Consider the following 20,950-nt stretch of genomic DNA (forward strand, 5'->3'; position numbering starts at 1 on the left):
TCTTTGCCGGCCCGATCACCAAGCACTCAATTGTACATGGCGCCACCGGGGCTTTCAGCGCGGCTTTTCACAGTATCTTTTCACGCGGATTATCGGCCGGAATGGCCAGTGGTCAAGTCAAGATCGCGCAATGGCTTTAACTGGTACCCAATGCCAACATTTCAAGCGGCACAAAATCATCACCAGTGGCAAAACAAAATCTATTTCTACCAGTGCGGCTGTGACCGCCCAGGCGCCAAATAGTTCTCAGGCCGCAGCACTCTCCTGAACACTGCAGCCTGCCAACGCGATGCTTGAATAGGGCCTAAAGCTCCCGGTCAATAACGATAGACTGCGACTCACTCCAGCTGGATTTAGGTAGGGTCTTGATAGAGCCCTGCCAATCGCCCGCCGCGGGGCGCGCGTCACCACGCAAAGCCAAGCGTGCGACCAATTGCACCGTATCTACGGTTGAAATGGAGCGCCCAGGCATCATAGCCCGGGATTCATCCAACACCACTTCGGCTGGTAACTGGCCAGCGGTTAGCCGAACAATCGCCAAAGGCATTGGGCTATCAGTGCTGCGGGCATAAATGAACACCGGCGTTGACGGATCTGCTTTAACTTGGTCACCCAAGCTCACTTGCACTCGAATTTCCGCTGCGGCCTCACCCTCAACTCCAGCATTTTCCTCTACAGCGGCTTGTACTATCTCAACCGCACCATCTTTACCATCTTCGCCCAGGGCCTTTTCGGCGCGGGCAACACCCGCCGCCAATGCCTCTGCCGCCGCAGACCCTGGAGCCAGCTGCGCAAGGGCACCCTGCCAATGATCACGCGCCTTGCGGTAATCCTTGTCCTCATAGGCTGCAATTCCCGCCAAGCCTAATGCTGTCCCATTGCTGGGCTGGGCCTCTAGCACCTGATCGACCAGAGCGCGAATTTCATCCGTTATTTTAGAGCCGCCCGCAAAAAATAACGCTTGCGCCAGCTCGGCCTTGACCATAACTGCCTCGGGTTCCCGTGCCAGCACATAGCGATAGGCCTCTACCGCTCCGGCGATATCACCAGTGACCAGAAGCCGTTGAGCCAGAACAAAGCGACTACTCAAGTCCTCAGGGTGAGTTTCTGCCCGCTGCTTTAACTGCTGAGTGATGCGTTCTTCAGCTGAGGAGTCTGTTTGCCCCTGCTGACTGGCCAACATTTCACGGTACAGAGATACTTCCTGGGGGCGCTCAGAAAAGACATAGGCCCCCACTGCAATCGCAGGCACAAGAACGGCCAGACCAATCAGCAACCCGGAGCCTTTACTCGAGGGGGTTACGGCATTCGCTTCTTCTTTGGCACTCAATAATTCGCGTGCCATCTCCGCTTCCAGCTGGGCAAATTGCCGCTCATCCATAGCGCCACTTTGCACCGCTGCGCGAAGCTCCCGCGTGCGCTCTCGATACAGCTGCGCCAGGGCTTCACGCTTATCTCCACCGGAACGCCGGGCACCGGCTCCACGCAATCCCGGTAAAAGGAAGATAAATGCCAACAGCAATAACAGGATCGCTAAACCAAACCAAATATCAGTCATTTGCTCTTCTTCCCAGGGTCAGTCAAATCGTCCAGGTCATCACCTAGCAGTTTTTTCAGACGGCGCCTCTCTTCTGCAGTCAATTCTCCAGAGTCATCGTCCTGACTGGCACCAGTGCCACTGCGAGAACGCACCACAATCACAATCAAAGCCAGTAGACCCACCAAGGCAAAGATGCCTGGAGCCAGCCAAAGCGCCAGAGTATTGCGCTGCACCGGGGGCCTGTAGAGAACAAAGTCCCCATAGCGGGCCACCATGTAGTCGGTAATTTCTTTGTCTGTAAAACCCTCTTCCAGTAGCCGGCGAATTTCCCGCCGCAAATCTGCGGAAATCGACGCATCCGAGTCGGCCAGGTTCTGGTTCTGGCATTTTGGACAACGCATTTCTTCGATCAGCACCCGGTAGCGCTCCTCCAGTTCCGGAGAGGACAACTTCTCCGTCTCCACCACCGCCTGTGCCACTACGGATAGGCACAAGAGGCCAAACGCAAGTAGAAATTGCCCCAACCAGCTCATCTGTTTCACGGCTTACTCCACGCTCACACCCTGGAAATTTACGCGATTATAACAGTGTCGCCACTTGCCGGACACGCCCACCATCTCGTTCTTAAACGCCTTAACTCATTGAAAGACAAAAAAAAATTCAAAAAAGGCGTTGACGCCGCAAAGAATATCATTAAGATACGCAGCTCCTGACACGGGGTGGTTAGCTCAGTTGGGAGAGCGACGGCCTTACAAGCCGTAGGTCACAGGTTCGACCCCTGTACCACCCACCACTTCTCTTACTCTTGCTAGGCAAGAATTATCAAGAGAAGCAGGAATGCGGACCGGTAGTTCAGTTGGTTAGAATGCCGGCCTGTCACGCCGGAGGTCGCGGGTTCGAGTCCCGTCCGGTCCGCCATATACAAAAAAGCCCTGCTCGCAAGAGCGGGGCTTTTTTGTATGTGCAGACATTAATACCCTGTAAAACTCCTTCTCCAAGCTCCTGCGCCACCCCCAACACCCACCTGCAGCAACTCAAGCAATTAACAACAATAAGCGGCAGTAAAAAATCACTCCCCGCACAACCATTATTACCAGCCTCGCGTGCACACAATTTTAATCGCCAGTAACAAGGCAACCAACAATTCCCAACCCCAACAGGTTTCTTCCACTACCATTTAATTGTCAGCAGGATAAAAAACCAGCAAATTATTTTTAAGTTAAATAAATTCAGCGGATAAAACTCTGAAAGAAAACCCACCACCTAACTGATGTTTTTTATCCTAAATCAAGTTTTTAGAATTTTTTTGTCATAGTTGTTGACCGCTAAAAAAATATCATTAAGATACGCAGCTCCTGACACGGGGTGGTTAGCTCAGTTGGGAGAGCGACGGCCTTACAAGCCGTAGGTCACAGGTTCGACCCCTGTACCACCCACCACTTCTCTTACTCTTGCCAGGCAAGAGCCATCAAGAGAAGCAGGAATGCGGACCGGTAGTTCAGTTGGTTAGAATGCCGGCCTGTCACGCCGGAGGTCGCGGGTTCGAGTCCCGTCCGGTCCGCCATATACAAAAAAGCCCTGCTCGCAAGAGCGGGGCTTTTTTGTATATGCTCCGATCCCATAAGAAGCTCAAAGAAATTTTTGTTAAAAAAATTAATTAAATTTCGAAACTATACCCGGCAACCCGTTAAAGGGATGGCGCAAGTCTGAGCGATCGCCAGCCTGCTACAGAAAACCTCATCGAAGTAAATTCTTACCAAAAGCTTCCTTTGTGGACCACACCAAACAATCACTTCACCCGATAAAATTATCTGCCAGCCCACACCGAAATATTCTTTAGGTTTATTTTTTGCTGACGGCCAGCAAAGACAAAACAGCTCTTTATCTGCCGGAAAAACATTCAGCTAAAAGGTAAATTAAAAAAAATAATTGGGAATTGATGATTTTTCGATCTAAATAAATTTTTATTTAATTTTTTTCGTTAAAGCTATTTACCACAGATAAAAAATCATTAAGATACGCAGCTCCTGACACGGGGTGGTTAGCTCAGTTGGGAGAGCGACGGCCTTACAAGCCGTAGGTCACAGGTTCGACCCCTGTACCACCCACCACTTCTCTTACTCTTGCCAGGCAAGAGCCATCAAGAGAAGCAGGAATGCGGACCGGTAGTTCAGTTGGTTAGAATGCCGGCCTGTCACGCCGGAGGTCGCGGGTTCGAGTCCCGTCCGGTCCGCCATATACAAAAAAGCCCTGCTCGCAAGAGCGGGGCTTTTTTGTATGCGCCAATAATCAACAGAGATTGAGGAAAGTAGAATTGCCTAGAGGCTTTTTAGAGTTTGCTGCGCCTCAACTTTCCAGTAACTCACCCTCTTCTCTTTCGATCACTTCGTGCAGCAGTCTACTCAGCTCATCCATTTCAGGCATCTCCGCAAAATGCTCGGCCTGACCACCAATCTCATCCCAGTACGCTTTAGAATCAACGTGTAAGTGGGCCATCACCTTACCGCGAAACTCTCCGTCTAGTAGTCCAGCCGGCACCCAAAAGTGCGTAGTATTACTCATCAGGTGAGGAACAGAGCTACCACATTCACTACAAAAGTCAGAACGGAAACCGGTAGGTTTTCGATAAGAGGAAATTTTGTCCAATCCACGCACCCAGCGAAACTGTTCACGACTGATGAACAATGCGGTATCTGATGCGGAACCACTTAACTTGCGGCAGAGTGAGCAGTGGCATTGATAGAGACCGGGCAGCGGCTCTTCCAGCTGAAACTCAACAGCGCCGCAGAGGCACTTTCCGTTCATTATCTACTCCTTTACCTTAAGTTTGTTATTCAAAATTTTGCTTGGAATCCCACGAGTCACAGAACCATTCTCCATAGCCCTACAACTCATCCCATCACGGCAAGAAGGGGCAACTTAATGAGCCGGAGCCAGGCAACCCTTCTAGCCGGCAGAAACACTATGAAAATTCAAAGGTTCCTTAGGTTAGCAACATTATCCCCCCTTCACACAAGACTCCTACAGGTCAAAGAAGAAGTAAATGCCAATACTGGGCAAACTCCAGTGAAGCCTCCAGCCAACACGCCCCCAGCCTTACTGGCATACATGCAGCTGCCACCCTAGTGGTGAGCACCCGCAGCCCTTTACGGGCTGTCAGGTCCTATTGGCGGCAACTAATCCCTTGAATTTCTTAGGAAGCTTCGACCCAGCTCACTGCCGACCAGATACCCCTTCTCCAGCAACTCAACCTCCTGAGTAAAACGCTTAACGGGAAAGTCCGCAGGAGGCGCTATCACTGACACCCGGCAATCCGGTGGTGGCGCCTGGATAAAGTCTAAAGCGCGGTTGTAGCGCTCTCCGCGCTCCAAGACCGCTTCAAACAGGCGGGCGTGATCGTGGAAAAACTGCTTGATGAACTTAGGAGCTGAACCCACTGGTTTTCTATAACCCAGTGGGCGAGACAGAATCACAGTAATATCCCGCGCCCCCTGCTCGTATGCTCGAATAACCGGGATTGAGTCAGCCAGGCCACCGTCGGTCATTGGTTCCCCAGCAACAGGAGGAAACTCCCGGTAAGCCATGGGGATAGCGCAGGATGCAGGAAACACTTCATGCATATTCTCGGGCGTGACGCATACGTAATGGGGCTGCCCGCTATTGATGCTAGTTGTCACCGCATAGAGAGGCACGCCATTTTCCGTATAGCGCTCAATATTCAGAGGGACATCATTGTAAGAGGCATGCCATAACCAACTGATATCGCAAAAGTGCCCCCCTCGCAAATAGCGCCGCCAGTCAATAAAGTCCGCGCGTGTGGCATGGTCAAGTAAAATCTGGCGGCTACGACCATGGTCTCCCGCCAGGTAACCAATCAGGTTGGTTGACCCCGCAGAAACGCCAATGGCGAAGTCAAAGGGGCAAAAATCCACCTCGATAAAAGCATCCAAGACTCCGGCTGCAAAAATTCCGCGCATAGCGCCACCCTCTACCACAAGGGCTGACGTGCTATCTCGCTCTTCAATCCGATTCGCCATAGTTAATCCATTGTGAAAATCGATGTTGCTCAAAATCTATTTTTGAAAACCTAAGCCGCGCTAAATCTATTTAGCCTCTCCTTTTATAAAGGGCCAATTACATAGACTGTGACTTTGCCAAGCCGATTCCATCAGCACTATGATTGAGACATTCAAACTGTCCATTACTTATTGAGTAATTTATGCCTCTTGTTGTTTTTCAAGCCCCCTGGAGCCGCCAACTGAAAATAATCAGCTCACTGAGTGCTTTTCTACTTTTGGCAATACCCTTCGTGCTGATAGCAAAATCCCAGCAAAGCCCTTCCCTCCTCTATAGCGTTGCTATTGCCCTGCCACCGGTCATTTTGCTACTAGGTGCCGTGTTTGCCATCCGCGGTTATACCCTCGCCAACGACTGCCTGCAGATACTAAGGCCAGGCTGGAGAACCTCCATCTCCCTAGAAGGCTTGCAGGAGGTCAAAGTCGACCCAACAGCCATGCAAGGATCGGTCCGCATCTTTGGCAACTCCGGCCTCTTTGGCTACATCGGGCTCTTCCAAAACCAGCAACTGGGTCGTTATCGGGCCTTCGTCACGGATCAAGAGAAAGCTGTTGTTTTATATTTCCCCGGTAAAACTCTGGTCATCACCCCGGACAAACCCGAACGCATGGCAGAATTACTGCGCCAACGTATTAGATGACCAAGCGGTACCCTTCAATGATGCTCCCCTCCTCACTGAGCGAGCATCTTGGATTTTTACAGGCCCCGCAGCATACTGCGGCCACGAGAGCCACTGCTGAAAGAAAATCAATGAAGAAGTTTTTTCTCACCCTATCGCTATGCCTTGGGTCTGTATTCGTGGGCGCACCGTCAGTAAACGCCCACTCGGCCTGTGTAATATTGCTGCACGGCCTGGCCAAATCGGATAGTTCCATGGCAAAGCTGGAGCAAGCGATCAGCACCGCCGGCTACAAGACCGTCAATGTAGATTACCCCTCTACCCGCTTCCCCATTGAGGAACTGGCCGGCAGGGCCATAGCCCCGGCACTGGATCATTGCGCAGGACAGACCGAAATCAATTTTGTTACCCACTCCATGGGGGGCATATTGGTTCGCCAGTATCTGAGCCAAGTTAAGATTGAGAATCTCAACCGAGTGGTTATGCTGGGCCCTCCCAATAAGGGCAGTGAGGTGGTGGATAAGCTCGGTAGTTTCCCAGGGTTTGAATTTGCCTTTGGAGATGCCGGCCTACAACTAGGTACAGGCGAGCTGAGTATCCCCAATAAACTAGGCAGCGCTAATTTTGATGTGGGTATTATTGCGGGTACTCGCAGTATCAACCTGATACTGTCACGACTAATCCCTGAGACTGATGACGGAAAAGTCTCGGTTGCCAGTACCAAGCTGGAAGGCATGAACGATCACTTGGAAATGCCAGTCACCCATGTCTTCATGATGAAGGACAAAAAGGTTATTGCGCAGGTACTCCATTATCTCGAGCATGGCTCCTTTGCAAGGGGGACTCAGGAAGCCCCTCTCAATTAAATTAGCAACCAGCCACTGGGCCTTTGTGAAAAAATCAGAGGCCCACTACATACTGACTTTTTTTACCCTACCTGCCGGTTTAATATCCAATCTACTCCTAATAAAAAATACAAACCTAGTAAACCAAGAGGCAATACAAGTGCAGTGGCAATGGTGTAGCTTTCAACAACTCTCTATCGATCAGCTTTATGAAATCTTGCGGGCACGCCAGGAAGTTTTTACGGTAGAGCAAGATTGCCCTTATCAAGATGCAGATGGCAAAGATCAAGAAGCCTGGCACCTAATCTGCTGGGACAAGGAAAGCCAATCCCCACGATTGATGGCTTACCTACGAGTGGTATTTCCGGGCAAAAAATATTCCGAGCCCTCAATAGGCCGTGTGCTTACCGCAGAGTCTAGCCGTGGCACAGGGCTGGGCAAAGAACTGATCCGCCGCGCGGTAGAACAAACCCTGAATGAATATCCAGGTTTGGGGATTCGTATTTCCGCCCAAGAGCACCTACGTAAGTTTTATGGAGATTTTGGCTTTGAGCAGGTCTCCACCCCTTACGAGGAAGATGGTATACCTCATATCGAAATGTTGCGCCCGGCATCGGAGTAGATACCGGGCTATACCCAGCTTAGTTACTTCCAACTGCCTCACCAACAGTGGAAGCAAAGGCGCCATCCCGGTGGCGCACCCAGGTATAGAGGCAGGAGGCCGCGATACCTGCAGCAATCAGCAGCCACACAGCATTGGCAACCAGTGAGGCCCTCACAAAGGAATCCGCCCCATACAGGGAAGCGTGAACAACCACAGCCAGAATGCAGGCTGCGGTGGTAGCTCCGCGGAGCAACATAGACCAACCGGCAACAGTCCCCACAAAAGCAGCTATCACACTTAAAACGATTGTGGTCAACCAGAATACCTGAGCGGCAGGAATAGCAAAGGCCAGGTAAGTCACAGCACTGAATGCAATAGCAAAAGGAATTCCCCAGACCTGAGCCATCCAAATACGCTCAAGGCGCACCGCTGGCTGACCCCGCTGGCGCTTGCGCACCAACCAGATATTAATACCTGAAACCACCAGCACACACATGCCAATGCCCAGTAAGAAATAGGCAATTTTTACTGGGAAACCGGAGAAATGCCCGAAGTGCAGACGGAATGTGGAGAGGTATACTTGCTTGGCCGCATCACCTTCAGACCATCCCTCTTTTTCTATCAGGCTGCCATCCCCATTAAAGTGGTAGCGCTCTCCCCAAACCAGCTTTTCGGGAACCCGCGTCCAAACCTCCACTACCTGCCCCTCGCGTCCAGGGAAGGCAACCTCTAGCTTAGTACGTTCCTCACCCGGTGCGATCTGCTCCATTTGCGCAAGAATCGCAGGAAAATCTGGAAGAGGCACCTGTGCGGCATTCTCTTTCATCACCGGGTGCTCGCGATACAACATATGCTCAACTTTCTCGGTATCCCCAGCAAAGAAAACACCAGCAATTGCAAAAGCCGCAACCTGTGAAAGTCCAATAAAAGCGCCGGTAATAGCAATCGCCAAGTGAAATGGTGCAGCCCAGACGCCCAGCCGGTTGTGCAAGTCCACTTGCTGCAAGCGCTTTGAACCCGCCAGGCGCAAAGAGAAAGCATCCTTAATGATTTTCGGGTGTGCCAATAATCCAGAGATAATCAGTGCGGTCATCAATACACCGATCAAACCTACAAGAGGAACCCCCAACCCCAGGGGCAGATTTAGTGCAAAATGCAAATAGGCGAGGAAGTGCGTCCACTCGTGCTGAACCTCACCCAGCAAAGAACCATCCTCATCGACATAACGCTCAATATCACCCACTTCCACAGTCAACCTGGGCATATCTGAGTTGGGGATGGTAAATTTTACTGATTCAAATTCTTCGTTTTGCTCTTTCGCCAGGGCAACCGCCTGTTCGGTAGCAAGCTGATATACAGAGGGACTGACATCGAGATTTTCCAGCTCTGAAGCCTGCTCCCAGCGTTCAAATTCATTGTAAAAAACCGCAAGTGTTCCACTGACACAAACGATATAGAGCAGAGTGGAGATGGCCAGACCGAGAACCGAATGTCCATCAGTCATATCACGCACAAAAGCAGGGGTTGGCTTTAGAGAAAATTTCACGTTGAATTCCTAGTGAGGTCTCTTTGATCTCAAAATCGTTATTAGCTTACGCCGCTGGCATTACGGCAAAGCCACTCGCCAGTGAAAAAACTACTAGCGCCGCACTGGGGCGCAGCAGTTTCTTATCCGCACTACACCAAACCATCGCCAGGGTCCAAACAATAACGGCAACAAAAGCGCCCCCTACAAGACGGGCACTCTCACCAAACCCGGTGAAGCCAAAATAAAGAAGGCCGGCCAAAAGACCACTGGCTGTTGGTAACAATGCGATAGCCAGGAAACGTAAAACACCTCGAAGCCATAATTGCAGCAAGGCCTCATTGGATGCCGCCCCGCCCGATCTCTGTTTTTCCTGCCGAGGGGGGCCGCTCGGCCAATCACCTTTTAATGCGAGCAGGGTCAGGGCGGCCAGCATGGCCAGGAGAGTGGCAATACTCACACCATATTCCCCCCCCACCACTGCACTCCAAGCGAATGCCGATAACAACAACAGGCCCCAGCCACTCCAGCGGCGCAACGGCTGGGAGCCGCTACGCAGCCAGGCTGAATAGAGACTAAAAATACCGGCAGTGGCAAAAATAGTGGCCAGTCCGGCAATCAAATAGAAGGAACTCGGCATAAATATCACACTGGGAGATTTCGGCTCCCGCCCAATAGTGAAACGCAAAAAAGGGAGCTTGCCCACAGACTCCCCCTGCGGACAAACTCCCAGTCTACTCTAACTTAGAAAGTGTAACGTGCCTCAGCAGTCACGTAGCGACGCTCGCCGTAGAAGCAATCACCACGGCTCAAACAAGAGGTGGTGTGAACTTCATCGGTCAGGTTTTTCACATTCAGCTGGAATTTCCAGCTTTCCAGGGTGTAGCCGATGGTTGCGTCATATAAGGTGTAGGATGGATTTTCTGTGGGGAAATCTTCTGCACCAGCCGGAAGACTGCCATAATAGAATGCGTACAGCGGAAGCACTTTATCAATACCGGTATAACTCTCACCAACATGACGAGCACCTGCCCCAACGCTTAGACCGGGAACCCACTCACTAAAGTCATAGTTGCCCCAGAGAGAGAATTGCTCCTCAGGTACAGTCTCGATCTCAGTGCCAACCTCAAATGGATTGCTGCTTTCTAGCACTTCAGTATCCATCTGGCTGTAATTAGCCACTAGCGCCAGATTGCCCCACTGTCCACTGGCCTCAAGCTCAAATCCATCAATCTGCGCCTCACCGATTTGTCGGAAAGATCCGTCAAGACCGTAAGTTAAGCGATTTTTCTGCTTAATCTCAAAAGCAGAAGCAGTCATCAGGATATTAGTACCTTCTGGCTGGTATTTAATACCGGCTTCAACTTGCTCCCCTTTAACAGGCTCGTAGGTACCACCCTGGCTATTCGGATCGGCTAAAACAGCTTCAAAAGATTCTGAATAGCTAACATAAGGCGATACACCACTGTCGAAGGCATACATTAAGCCAAATCTTTTAGTGAGTTCCGTCTCTCTCTGTTTGCCACTTACATTTTTAGCAACATTACTTTGTGTTCTCGATGATAATCTATCTTCACGCAAGCCCAAGTTAAAAATAAAGTTACCAAGGCTAACTTGGTCTTGGAAATAAATACCTACCTGCTCAGCATTGACATCGGTATTTTCTCTATCCCGCTCTTCCAGTCCTTCTGGTACAGAACCATAAACCGGGTCAAAAATATCAATGTCGCCACCAAGGCCACGCTCTCTCAGAATGCTGTTATCGATTTCTGCATTCTGGCTATCAATACCTGCAGAAATCTGATGCTCAAAAGCACCAGTAGTCAACTCGCCTGATAAGCGCAGGTCAAAAATCAAAAGATCGCTTTTCGCATCTTTCATATAGACAGTACGCGACACTTCACGAAGATCTTTTTGTAAGCGCAGATCATGAGTGTAGTCAGCATACATTGAGTTGTAGTCGACATCCCCTTTTGAATAACGGAGGCCTGCATTGATGCCCCAGCTATCGTTTAAGCGATGATCAACCCACAAGCTATAAGCGGTTTGTTCCGTGTCGTACTTATCCCAACCTGGCTCACTAATAAAGGTATCGGTCGGGATTTCACCGTTTACATTATCAACAATGGTGCCGCCCCAGGGCAGGAAGGCCGCAGTGGTACCTGTGTTTTCTTCTTGATGGTTCACCAAGAAAGTAATTTCGGTATCCGCACTGGGACGCCAGGAAATGGAAGGCATGAACAGAATGCTGTCGTCATCGACATGATCAACCTGAGCATCGGCATCACGAGCATAACCCACTACGCGGTAGAGCCACTCTCCATCGCTATCCAGGGCTCCGGTAACATCGCCAGCAATTACCTTACGATCATAGTCTCCGCCCTGCACCATCAGTTCACCACCAAACTCCTCTTTGGGGCGTTTGGAAACCAAGTTGACGATACCTCCAGTAGAACCCTGCCCATAAAGGACTGAAGACGGCCCTTTAAGAATTTCCACGCGCTCAAAAGCGTAGAGGTTTGCACGTGAGCCGGTATAGCTACCGAAGGTTGTTTTTAGTCCATCGACAAACATGACTGGGTCAACAGCACGCACGGTAGACCAGTCGCCGCGAGCATCAACACCAAACAAGCCGCCATTCACTCCAGCAGAGTACTGCAGGATATCCTGCACAGTTTTAGAGCCAGTAACATCGAAGAAGTCTTTATCACGCAGAGAGATAGAGAACGGTGTCTCATCAACCGGAATATCTTGCTTACCAATAGAAGTCTGGCGGGACAGGTTGAGCTCGCCGGTTACGTTAACCTCTTCAAGAATTTCATTTTTATCTTCGGCAGCAAAAGCTGCTGAACTGCCTGCAGCAACAGCCAGCGCCAACAGAGAACGGCTAAGGCCGGAGATAACAGGAGAGGAGTTTTGGCGTAAACCTTGGAAACGAGCGGTGCCCATGGGGATCCCTCAACAATCATTGGAAGATTTTTATTGCCACAGCTGCTGCTGCCGACATTTGATGACGCGGATCTTAATAGGAATCGTTATCACTTACAACATTATTAGAACATTTTTTTACTAGTGCAACTCACCAAATAGACAAAGACTCGTAAACAGACAGGACTAAACCGGGGTAGAAACTTAACTGGCACCCCAAAAATGATAAGTTGAGAACCTTAGGCACGATGGAGCTGATTAATACAGCCAATCTGTAAGAGCAGAAATTAGTCAATATTTTTATATTTTGGCGAGAGCGTGCAGAGCAGGCTGGCAGGTGTTCGGTTAATTTTCAACCGCAGCTGAGAGGGATAAGAGGCACCCAGAATTGGGGCGCCTCTTATAGAGAATTGTTTTGGCTCCAAAGCGGGTAAACACACTCAGGGGCCAACCACTCATTAAGGTGTCGGATAGGTATAGCTCGCCTGCAGCCCCAATGGCATACCCAGGTTCCAGTAAAGAACGAGGAACAGGGTCCAGCAGATCAGGAACACCACCGAATAAGGCAGCATAATAGATACCAGAGTACCTATACCTGTACTCTTCACATAGCGCTGACAATAAACCACTACCAGCGGGAAGTAAGGCATCAATGGCGTAATGATATTAGTGGAGGAGTCACCAACCCGGTAAGCCGCCTGAGTCAGATCCGGAGAGAATCCAATCTGCATCAGCATGGGCACAAAAATCGGGGAGAGCAACGCCCACTTGGCGGAGGCAGACCCTACAAACAGATTGATGAACGCCACCAGTACAATAATCCCCATCAGGGTGATCGGGCCCGGCAGGTTCATAGCCGCCAGTAGACCACCCCCCTCAATCGACAACAGAGTACCTAGGCCTGAGCGGGCAAATTCGGAAATAAACAGCGCACAGAAAAAGGCCATCACGATGTAATAGGCCATGGAACCCATGGTCTTGGACATCGCATCGATTACATCCTTACTCTTATGGAAAGTCCCTGCGGCAAAGCCAAAAACGACTCCCGGGATAATGAACAACAGGAAGATCAGCGGCACAATAGACTTCATCACCGGCGCAGCAAAGGAGGCGAGCTGCCCCTGGGAATCGCGCAATGCGGAGGTCTCTGGCAACATCCAGGCGATAAGGCCAACAATACCGGCAACCATTACGGTAACTGCCAGGTACATCGCCTTCTTCTCGCGGGCGCCCAGCTCCTGCATTACCGGCATATCTTCTTTATCGCCATCAATGGCAACATTCTTCAAGCGGGGTTCGATCACCTTATCGGTCAGCCACCAGCCCAACATGGTGACCACTAGGCAGGACGCAGAGGTGAAGAACCAGTTGTTAAGCGGGTTGACCTGCATCTCCGGATCAACGATCTGTGCCGCGGTTTGAGTAAAGCCCTGGAGTAAGGGATCAATGGCCGAGGGCACAAAGTTCGCCGAGAAACCACCTGACACGCCGGCAAACGCGGCGGCAATTCCCGCCAGTGGATGACGACCGGCCGCATAGAAAATCACACCACCTAAGGGAATCACCAGCACATAGCCGGCATCCACTGCAGTGTGACTGACAATCGCCACCAGAATCAACATGGGGGTAAGCAGCATCTGTGGCGTTATCGCCAGCAGCTTTTTCAACACTGCATTGATAAAGCCACTCTGTTCCGCGACACCCACACCCAACATAGCCACCAACACGACGCCGAGAGGCGCAAAGCCAGTAAAGGTTGTCACCATACTAGAGAGAAAGCGGGCCAGCTCACTACTGGAGAGAAGATTGGTTACCTGAATCGCTTCTCCCGTGGCTGGATGCAAAGTATCAAAATTCACACCAGATAGCAGCCAGGACAGCACCCAAATGGCCACCATCAATACCAGGAAGAGCACCGCGGGGTCGGGCAGTTTATTACCCACGACCTCAATAAAATTTAGAGCCCGGTTGATCCAACCATTTTTGTTATTGGCATCATCGCCCCCAGTGGGGCTTGCCTGAACGTTTTCCATATCGAAACCCTGTACTTTCGTTATTTATTATTAGAGTGAAAGGCGTGGGAAGAACTTCTTAACCGTAGCTTCCCACGTTGTAAAAATGACTACTGGCCAATCTTGCGAATACCCACCGCGTGACGCAACTTCTCGATAAACGGTGCCGAGTAGGCACGGGCCTTGGCTGCGCCTTTCTCCAGCTCCTCTTCAATTTGGGAAGGGTTCTCAAGCAGAGCATTATAGCGTTCACGCGCCTCGCCAATCTGGCCATTGACCAGTTCGAATAGCTGCTTCTTGGCCTCACCCCAGGCAATGCCCTCTGCAAAGGCCTTGCGCATTTCAGCAGTTTGCTCCTGAGTAGCAAATGCCTGCCAAATTTGAAAAACCGTGGAAGTCTCTGGGTCTTTGGGCTCGCCCGGTTCCAAGAGATTGGTCTTGATCTTGTTGATATGCTTTTTCAGTTTTTTCTCAGGCAGGAATAAGGGGATGGTATTGCCGTAGCTCTTGCTCATCTTGCGGCCATCCAGTCCCTGCAGAACAGCCACGTGGTCATCCACGACCGCCTCGGGTAGGGCAAAATGCTCACCATAGTGATGATTGAAGCGCTGAGCGATATCGCGGGCCATCTCAATATGCTGCACCTGGTCTTTACCCACCGGCACCTTGTTGGCATTGAACATCAATATGTCTGCAGCCATTAGGATCGGGTAGCTATAGAGACCCATGGTGACGCCAAAATCGGAGTCTTCGCCATCTGCACGGTTGGAATCCACGGCGGCCTTATAGGCATGGGCGCGATTCATCAAGCCTTTACCAGTCATACAGGTAAGCAGCCAGGTCAACTCGGGGATTTCATGGATATCCGACTGACGATAGAAAACCACATTATCTGTATTCAATCCTAGCGCCAGCCAGGTTGCCGCGATCTCCAAGGTGGACTGATGCACCTGTTCCGGGTCCTGGCACTTAATCAACGCGTGATAATCCGCCAGGAAATAAAAAGACTGGTTGTTCTCGTCCTGGCTTGCGGCGATGGCCGGGCGAATCGCACCAACATAGTTACCCAGATGGGGAGTACCGGTGGTCGTGATACCGGTCAATACGCGCTGTTTGCTCATAAATCCTTCGTTTTCCGTACTGAGTTCAGGCAATAGAGGAGGAATCATAACCTGTTCGCGCCCGAGGTTGTATCAGCCGAAGGCATCCACTTCCAGGCCTTGCTCCAGCCATACCGGAGTACGTATATCGCTGTCCCTAACGCCAAAACACCAGAGAACCCGACTTCAGCAGAAAACTTCCCGCGGTACTGACTGGCTGAAACCCAGAAGGCTCTGCGAAAGTGGTGCAACTTTCAAAACCGACCAGCTGGGCTGATAACTCACCGACTCCAGCGCCTTTCTATGTAGGACACCCCAATTCAACCTGTGCAACCTCACTGTGTGCCAATATGTCTACGTGTAAAGTCTCCCCCTTTCCTGTCATGCTGGTCTCCACTCCTAATAACCAAATTCCTTGCTCGTTCCGACTAAACCACAAAGAAAACGTCATTGGCGCAAAGTTAGCGCTAATTGGCCTTCAGGCCAATCGCAGCGGATAGCAATTATGAGGATACTATTCCTCAGGCAGTGATATTGATCAGATATCGTCCGGCGATGATGGAAGCCAAAAACCGCTGTCCAACCATGTCTCCAACACCAAAACTACATATAGAGGAAGCTTATGTATCAATTGTTTATTGGAAATAAAAACTACTCCTCCTGGTCTCTTAGACCTTGGTTGTTGATGCACCATTTGGAGATACCTTTTAATGAAAAGCTGGTTACCTTTGAGGAAGGCGGCAGTTGGGAAAAATTTCACGGCTTCTCTCCAACCGGACAAGTGCCCTGCCTGAAAACAGAAGACGTGACGATTTGGGATTCCCTAGCGATTACTGAGTACATTGCCGAAGACTTCCCGCAGGTCTGGCCGAGTGAGCGAGTAACTCGTGCCTGGTCACGCAGCGCTTCCGCAGAAATGCATTCTGGTTTTTCTGCGCTGAGAAATATCTGCCCAATGAACTGCGGCCTAAGCGTTGAGCTGCATGAAATTTCAGAGCCCCTGCAAAAAGATATCAAGCGAATTGATGAGTTATGGAATGAAGGTGTCCAGAGATTCGGCGGACCATTTTTGGCTGGCGAGGAATTTACCGCTGTCGACGCCTTCTTTGCTCCAGTAACAATTAGGGCCAAAAACTATCATTTACCTGTTAGCAAAACCGCGAAGCAGTATATTGAGCTGATTCACAATCTTCCTTCAATGCAAAAGTGGATAGCGGATGCGATTCAAGAACCCTGGAGGGAGACCGCTCATGAGGAGGAGGCACGGAGTTTTGGAACGATTGTGGCAGATTTACGCCAAAAATAGCCCTTACTGGCTTTTTTAATTAGATGCATCCGGCTCCCATAAAAATTACTGATTTTTAGTTCTGGAGCATAGTCATTCATACAGCATGCCCCGGTGCAGCCAAGTACAGCTGCATCGGCAACTGCTCTATGGCAGAATGTCTTACAAAAATTTGCTTTGTAAAACTCACTCTACTAGCAGGTAGAGGCAGCAGCCACAAGTACCAATAGCCGTAATGTTACACACCAAGCAAGAAGCACCTTTAAACTATGTTTTTGGATTTATTACAGATGCTTCACCTATTAAGCCCCTGAATTTTTCAGGCCTAGTACTAGAATGCCAATTCGATCAGGACAATTATCAGGATGATTTGTTTTCAAAGCTGGGTATCCAATTTCCATCTGAAATCACCCACGCTTATAAAAAACGCAAAGCCGAATTCCTTGCGGGCAGGTATTGTGCGCACCTTGCACTAAGTTATTTTGGGCTTATGAACACACCTATACCCATTGGCCCCAACCGAAGCCCTCTATGGCCCGCAGATATCTCAGGCTCTATCACCCATGCGGATAACCTTGCCATATGTGCCGTAAATAATAAGCCACAGGCCCTAGGCATTGATTATGAGCCGACAATCGCTATAAACACTGCGAATGAAATAAAAAGCCATATAATCAACCGAGCAGAGGAAGTCCTCCTTAGTGAAAGCGGGTTACCCTTCCGACAGTGGATGACCATTGCCTTTTCTACTAAAGAGAGCTTATTTAAGGCACTCTACCCTACTGTTAAGCAATACTTCGATTTTCTCGATGCCGAAATAGTGCATATTGACTGTAAAAACCACAAATTAATATTAACTATCAAGCGCGATCTGTGTACCGCTGTCAGTAAAGGGCAGCTGTTTTCAGGAACCTATAGGTCCCACAGGGAGGGCATTATTACACTGGTTGAATATCAGGAATTCTTGTAGGCGCTCTTGAACAAAAATCTGGAGCTTCTCGATTGTATCGAAGTTAATATCCAGCCCTTTCATAGGGCCCAAGATTACGTCGATAGATCAATAGCTTACGCTCAAAAGAACACACGCAGGCACCATGTTGGTTGAGAGCACGGGAACTAACATGCAGTAAACCTTGATCGGGGCGTGATTTGGATTTTCGCTTACCCAATACTTCCGACTCCAAATATAAAGTATCTCCAGCGTAAACCGCATCCACTTTGCAATTTACCATGCTCAAGTTGGCAACCACTTTACCAAATGTCCGGGTTGTCAAAGCCATTGCACTCAAAACAAAGGTCTCAGGCACTCTAACTCTGTCACCATAAACTCTACGAGCGTAGCGTTGGTCAGAATATCCAGGGCTCAAATCAAAAGAGTGGCGCGCATAGCGTAAGCAGCTAGCCTCAGAGAAAGTATGGCCTGGCCGGTGCTCGAATACCTGCCCTTCTTCGAAATCTTCAAAGTCAACGCCACAGGTTTCGATATAGGTATTTGGCTCAACCTCCCTGAGAAAATGCAACGAATCCTTCACAACTTTCTCCCAAGCAAAATAGTAATCAATAATTTTTTGCGGAAAATGGCAGATGTTCTCGCTTGTAAAGCAGCATGGTACAACGTATCTCACAAGTTTTTTGTTGTTTTTGATTGGAGCCGCTCAGTAAAATCTCAATCAGCCCGGACTCCGAATCTTTCAGATTGGCACCGACAAACAGCACTTCACTCTCGGCATATAAAGTATCACCTCCAAATACCGGAGCCAGCATATCAATACTACCCCACTCAACAATTCTCTTGCGACGGTAGTAAGTTTTCCAAATCATACCCATTAAACGCTGAACGATCAGAGTTGTATTAATGAGAGGTCTTTTAAATTCGGTGTGTTCGGCATAGTACTCGTCAAAATGAATCATCGCCTGGTTAAAAGTATTCACACACTCTTCGACATTATCTTGCTGACTGATCGTCACCCCCGGTCGGTGACGAAAAACCTGCCCCACCTTAAAATCCTCGAAATCCAAACCATAACGCTCTCGGTAGCGATTATTGCCAAGAAAAATATACGCGGGGAAACGATATCGATCCATAAGAGCCCTCTGCTTTAGGCATTAATACCAGTAGTCCTGCTTGAATTACTGCCTATCTACCAAGGTAACCAATTTTCTCGCCCGTTCTACCACTGGTAGATCCACCATGCGCCCATCAACCACCACTACACCACTGGGGTTCTCTTTAAACGCCTGCACGATTTTTCGCGCTCTTTGCACAGTTTCTTCTGTGGGGGAAAGCCCTTGGTGAACAGGGTCGATTTGCCTTGGATGCAAAACTATTTTTCCTCGAAAACCTAATGCGGCCACATTTTGGGTTTCCTGTAACAAACCCTCAAGATCCTCTAGATCCAGATATGGGCCATCCACAGCATCTATATTCGCGTATGCCGCAGCCTGTAGAATACGCCCCCTAGCATAACGCAAGGATTCCCAGCTTGTATCTGCCCCCACTTCTGCGCAAAAGTCTGCAAAACCAAAACCAATGGCCAGTACATTATCGGAACTAGCGATATCCAAACTGTTCTGCAGGCCTTTTGCCGATTCAACCAGCGGCAAAAGCCCGATTGATTGCTCAACTGGCGCCAGCAAGTCATTAAACCAAGTGATTTCTTCGGCAGATTCCACTTTGGGGAGAATTACAATATCTGGTTTTGGCCCCTGCCCCAACAGTAACAAAACATCTCTTAATCCCGCCTCTGATGACAATTGATTGATACGCAACGCTCTCAAGGACGATTGAGTGTCTGGAGGTGGAAAAAATTCTGCTACATTCTGTCGCGCCGCACTTTTAAACTCTGGGGCGACGGCATCCTCTAAATCTACGCAGGCTATATCTGCGCCACTCGTGAAGGCTTTTTGATACCTATCCGGTCGACTGGCAGGCACAAATAAAATACTGCGACAAAGAAAGCTCTTCTTTAAATGCATGGCAGTAGTATTCACTTATTGGACCCATTCCCCGACCGTTCTTGTACCCATGCATAGTAGCAGCCGACCTCCGCCTTAAAATAAAAGGTACATTAGATTTAGCAATAACCTTGCCTATGCAAAGAACCTTCCCGCTATACGCTTTTTATCTAACCTAAACTTGCACTCACCAATATAGAAATCACCGGGAATGTCACTCTATGCTCCCCCTAAAAGGCGTACGCGTAGTTGCTGTAGAGCAATATGGTGCCGGTCCTTTTGGCACACTCTATTTGGCCAATTTAGGTGCGGAAATCATCAAGGTGGAAGATGTCTCTCAGGGTGGTGATGTAGGCCGAACAGTTGGCCCTTACTTTGTAAAAGGCGAAGAGGAGGAGGAAAACAAGGATAACACCAGCTTATTTTTCCAAGGGTTTAACCACAATAAAAAAAGCCTGTCACTCAACCTTAGAACCAAGGAGGGACAGCAGATACTGCAAAAACTTATTGCCACTGCCGATGGAGTTAGCTGTAACCTTCGCGGCGATGTACCAGAAAAGCTCGGTATCACCTATCAAGCCTTAGAAAAAATTAATCCACGAATAGTGTGTGCCCACCTTACAGCCTATGGTAGGAGTGGAAGCAGGGCAGCCTGGCCCGGTTATGACTACCCCATGCAAGCAGAGGCTGGATATTTCAAATTAACAGGAGAACCCGACAGCCCCCCTACACGTTGTGGGCTCTCTTTGGTGGACTTATCTACGGGAGTGGCTATGGCTCTGGCCCTAGTATCCGGCATCCTCAGCGCCCGGGAAACGGGTCGCGGCCGCGATATAGATGTCAGTTTATTTGATAACGCGCTGTATAACCTCTGTTACGTCGCCATGTGGCAATTAAATGCCGGTCACAATCAACAGAGACCGCCTCGCTCTGCACACTTTTCCCTAACCCCGTGCCAGCTATACACCACCAAAGATGACTGGATTTACTTGATGTGCAATAAGGAAAAATTCTGGGTTGAGCTGTGCAATGCCGTAGGGCACTCAGAGCTGTGCCAAGACCCAAGATTTGTTGACTTTAAAGCGCGCTTAAAACACCGCGACAGCCTAACGACTGAGCTGGACAAAATTCTCTCAAAAAAAACTACAACAGAGTGGCTCAATATATTAACCGGGCGGGTACCTGCAGCTCCTATTTATGATGTAGAGCAAGCCCTGAATAATCCTTTTGTTACGGAAACCGGCAGAATTCGCTCCATGACTAGCGATGCGGGCAACGAGATCAAAATCCTGGCGCCATCAATACACTGTGGAGATGAAACGGTAGAATTCCGGCGAGCTCCACATATGGGGGAAGATAATGAGTCTATCTTACAAGAATTGGGTTACTCAGCCGAAGAGATCGGAAAATTCGCCAAACAAGGTATCATCTAGCCCAAATAGCTCAGCTTCCTCGGGATT

The 20,950-nt window shown here is 49.6% G+C and carries 18 protein-coding genes and 6 tRNA genes; 12 read left to right on the plus strand and 12 right to left on the minus strand.

The genetic code is table 11. The features are described 5' to 3' along the window. Positions 1-304: 304 nt before the first annotated feature. Both ccmI and ACJJI0_RS08075 read right to left on the minus strand, forming a co-directional pair. The gene (gene ccmI, locus ACJJI0_RS08070) at positions 305-1,558 is read right to left on the minus strand and encodes a c-type cytochrome biogenesis protein CcmI (protein ID WP_444885448.1); all 1,254 of its coding nucleotides are present in this window, start codon (positions 1,556-1,558) and stop codon (positions 305-307) included. Continuing rightward, a complete protein-coding gene (locus ACJJI0_RS08075) occupies positions 1,555-2,073 on the minus strand; it encodes a cytochrome c-type biogenesis protein (protein WP_444885918.1) in 519 nt (172 codons plus the stop codon). Before ACJJI0_RS08075 ends, ccmI begins: the two co-directional genes overlap by 4 nt. A gap of 184 nt (positions 2,074-2,257) precedes the next feature. On the opposite strand from ACJJI0_RS08075, the gene ACJJI0_RS08080 reads away from it, so the two are divergent. The 6 genes from ACJJI0_RS08080 to ACJJI0_RS08105 all read left to right on the plus strand — a co-directional run bounded on the left by ACJJI0_RS08080 (position 2,258) and on the right by ACJJI0_RS08105 (position 3,776). Continuing rightward, positions 2,258-2,333, plus strand: a tRNA-Val gene (locus tag ACJJI0_RS08080). Positions 2,334-2,381: 48 nt separating this feature from the next. Continuing rightward, positions 2,382-2,458: transfer RNA gene (locus tag ACJJI0_RS08085), tRNA-Asp, on the plus strand. 445 nt (positions 2,459-2,903) lie between these two features. Then, positions 2,904-2,979 (plus strand) — tRNA-Val (locus tag ACJJI0_RS08090). A 48-nt stretch (positions 2,980-3,027) separates the two neighbouring features. Next, positions 3,028-3,104: transfer RNA gene (locus ACJJI0_RS08095), tRNA-Asp, on the plus strand. A gap of 471 nt (positions 3,105-3,575) precedes the next feature. Beyond that, positions 3,576-3,651, plus strand: a tRNA-Val gene (locus ACJJI0_RS08100). A 48-nt stretch (positions 3,652-3,699) separates the two neighbouring features. Further along, positions 3,700-3,776: transfer RNA gene (locus ACJJI0_RS08105), tRNA-Asp, on the plus strand. A gap of 110 nt (positions 3,777-3,886) precedes the next feature. Here the strand turns inward: ACJJI0_RS08105 and ACJJI0_RS08110 are convergent. Together ACJJI0_RS08110 and ACJJI0_RS08115 are read right to left on the minus strand one after the other, a co-directional pair. Further along, positions 3,887-4,345 (minus strand): GFA family protein, encoded by a 459-nt coding sequence (locus ACJJI0_RS08110; RefSeq protein WP_252085337.1) that lies wholly within the window; start codon positions 4,343-4,345, stop codon positions 3,887-3,889. Between the two features lie 371 nt (positions 4,346-4,716). Then, the gene (locus tag ACJJI0_RS08115) at positions 4,717-5,577 is read right to left on the minus strand and encodes a patatin-like phospholipase family protein (protein WP_444885449.1); all 861 of its coding nucleotides are present in this window, start codon (positions 5,575-5,577) and stop codon (positions 4,717-4,719) included. A gap of 182 nt (positions 5,578-5,759) precedes the next feature. Between ACJJI0_RS08115 and ACJJI0_RS08120 the strand changes: the two genes are divergently transcribed. The 3 genes from ACJJI0_RS08120 (at position 5,760) to ACJJI0_RS08130 (ending at position 7,703) form a co-directional block, all read left to right on the plus strand. Next, positions 5,760-6,257, plus strand: coding sequence for a PH domain-containing protein (locus ACJJI0_RS08120; RefSeq protein WP_444885450.1), 498 nt, complete (start codon positions 5,760-5,762; stop codon positions 6,255-6,257). A gap of 110 nt (positions 6,258-6,367) precedes the next feature. Beyond that, positions 6,368-7,102 carry an esterase/lipase family protein gene (locus ACJJI0_RS08125; RefSeq protein WP_444885451.1) on the plus strand — a complete coding sequence of 245 codons (735 nt, stop codon included), beginning with the start codon at positions 6,368-6,370 and terminating at the stop codon, positions 7,100-7,102. Positions 7,103-7,241: 139 nt separating this feature from the next. After that, complete coding sequence (locus ACJJI0_RS08130; RefSeq protein ID WP_252085333.1) at positions 7,242-7,703, plus strand: GNAT family N-acetyltransferase; 462 nt, start codon at positions 7,242-7,244, stop codon at positions 7,701-7,703. A 19-nt stretch (positions 7,704-7,722) separates the two neighbouring features. On the opposite strand, the gene ACJJI0_RS08135 is transcribed toward ACJJI0_RS08130, so the two are convergent. From ACJJI0_RS08135 to ACJJI0_RS08155, 5 genes are all read right to left on the minus strand, one after another. Continuing rightward, the gene (locus ACJJI0_RS08135; protein ID WP_444885452.1) at positions 7,723-9,231 is read right to left on the minus strand and encodes a PepSY-associated TM helix domain-containing protein; all 1,509 of its coding nucleotides are present in this window, start codon (positions 9,229-9,231) and stop codon (positions 7,723-7,725) included. Positions 9,232-9,277: 46 nt separating this feature from the next. After that, positions 9,278-9,916 carry a hypothetical protein gene (locus ACJJI0_RS08140; protein WP_444885453.1) on the minus strand — a complete coding sequence of 213 codons (639 nt, stop codon included), beginning with the start codon at positions 9,914-9,916 and terminating at the stop codon, positions 9,278-9,280. Positions 9,917-9,954: 38 nt separating this feature from the next. After that, complete coding sequence (locus ACJJI0_RS08145) at positions 9,955-12,159, minus strand: TonB-dependent siderophore receptor (RefSeq protein WP_444885454.1); 2,205 nt, start codon at positions 12,157-12,159, stop codon at positions 9,955-9,957. 437 nt (positions 12,160-12,596) lie between these two features. Next, a complete protein-coding gene (locus ACJJI0_RS08150) occupies positions 12,597-14,171 on the minus strand; it encodes an AbgT family transporter (protein WP_444885455.1) in 1,575 nt (524 codons plus the stop codon). A gap of 89 nt (positions 14,172-14,260) precedes the next feature. Next, a complete protein-coding gene (locus ACJJI0_RS08155; protein ID WP_444885456.1) occupies positions 14,261-15,271 on the minus strand; it encodes a tryptophan--tRNA ligase in 1,011 nt (336 codons plus the stop codon). Positions 15,272-15,872: 601 nt separating this feature from the next. Between ACJJI0_RS08155 and ACJJI0_RS08160 the strand changes: the two genes are divergently transcribed. Beyond that, positions 15,873-16,556, plus strand: a complete 684-nt coding sequence (locus ACJJI0_RS08160; RefSeq protein ID WP_444885457.1) for a glutathione S-transferase family protein — start codon at positions 15,873-15,875, stop codon at positions 16,554-16,556. Between the two features lie 214 nt (positions 16,557-16,770). Next, positions 16,771-17,505 (plus strand): 4'-phosphopantetheinyl transferase family protein, encoded by a 735-nt coding sequence (locus ACJJI0_RS08165; RefSeq protein ID WP_444885458.1) that lies wholly within the window; start codon positions 16,771-16,773, stop codon positions 17,503-17,505. A gap of 43 nt (positions 17,506-17,548) precedes the next feature. Here the strand turns inward: ACJJI0_RS08165 and ACJJI0_RS08170 are convergent, their stop codons facing one another. The 3 genes from ACJJI0_RS08170 to ACJJI0_RS08180 are packed head-to-tail and all read right to left on the minus strand — an operon-like array spanning position 17,549 to position 19,526. After that, a complete protein-coding gene (locus ACJJI0_RS08170; RefSeq protein WP_444885459.1) occupies positions 17,549-18,067 on the minus strand; it encodes a MaoC family dehydratase in 519 nt (172 codons plus the stop codon). A gap of 25 nt (positions 18,068-18,092) precedes the next feature. Next, complete coding sequence (locus tag ACJJI0_RS08175; RefSeq protein WP_252085324.1) at positions 18,093-18,620, minus strand: MaoC family dehydratase; 528 nt, start codon at positions 18,618-18,620, stop codon at positions 18,093-18,095. Positions 18,621-18,665: 45 nt separating this feature from the next. Next, positions 18,666-19,526, minus strand: a complete 861-nt coding sequence (locus ACJJI0_RS08180) for an HpcH/HpaI aldolase/citrate lyase family protein (protein WP_444885460.1) — start codon at positions 19,524-19,526, stop codon at positions 18,666-18,668. Between the two features lie 185 nt (positions 19,527-19,711). On the opposite strand from ACJJI0_RS08180, the gene ACJJI0_RS08185 reads away from it, so the two are divergent. Further along, positions 19,712-20,923, plus strand: a complete 1,212-nt coding sequence (locus ACJJI0_RS08185) for a CaiB/BaiF CoA transferase family protein (protein WP_444885461.1) — start codon at positions 19,712-19,714, stop codon at positions 20,921-20,923. Positions 20,924-20,950: the final 27 nt, after the last annotated feature.

Source organism: Microbulbifer mixtoriginis (SeqCode), from assembly GCF_052466695.1.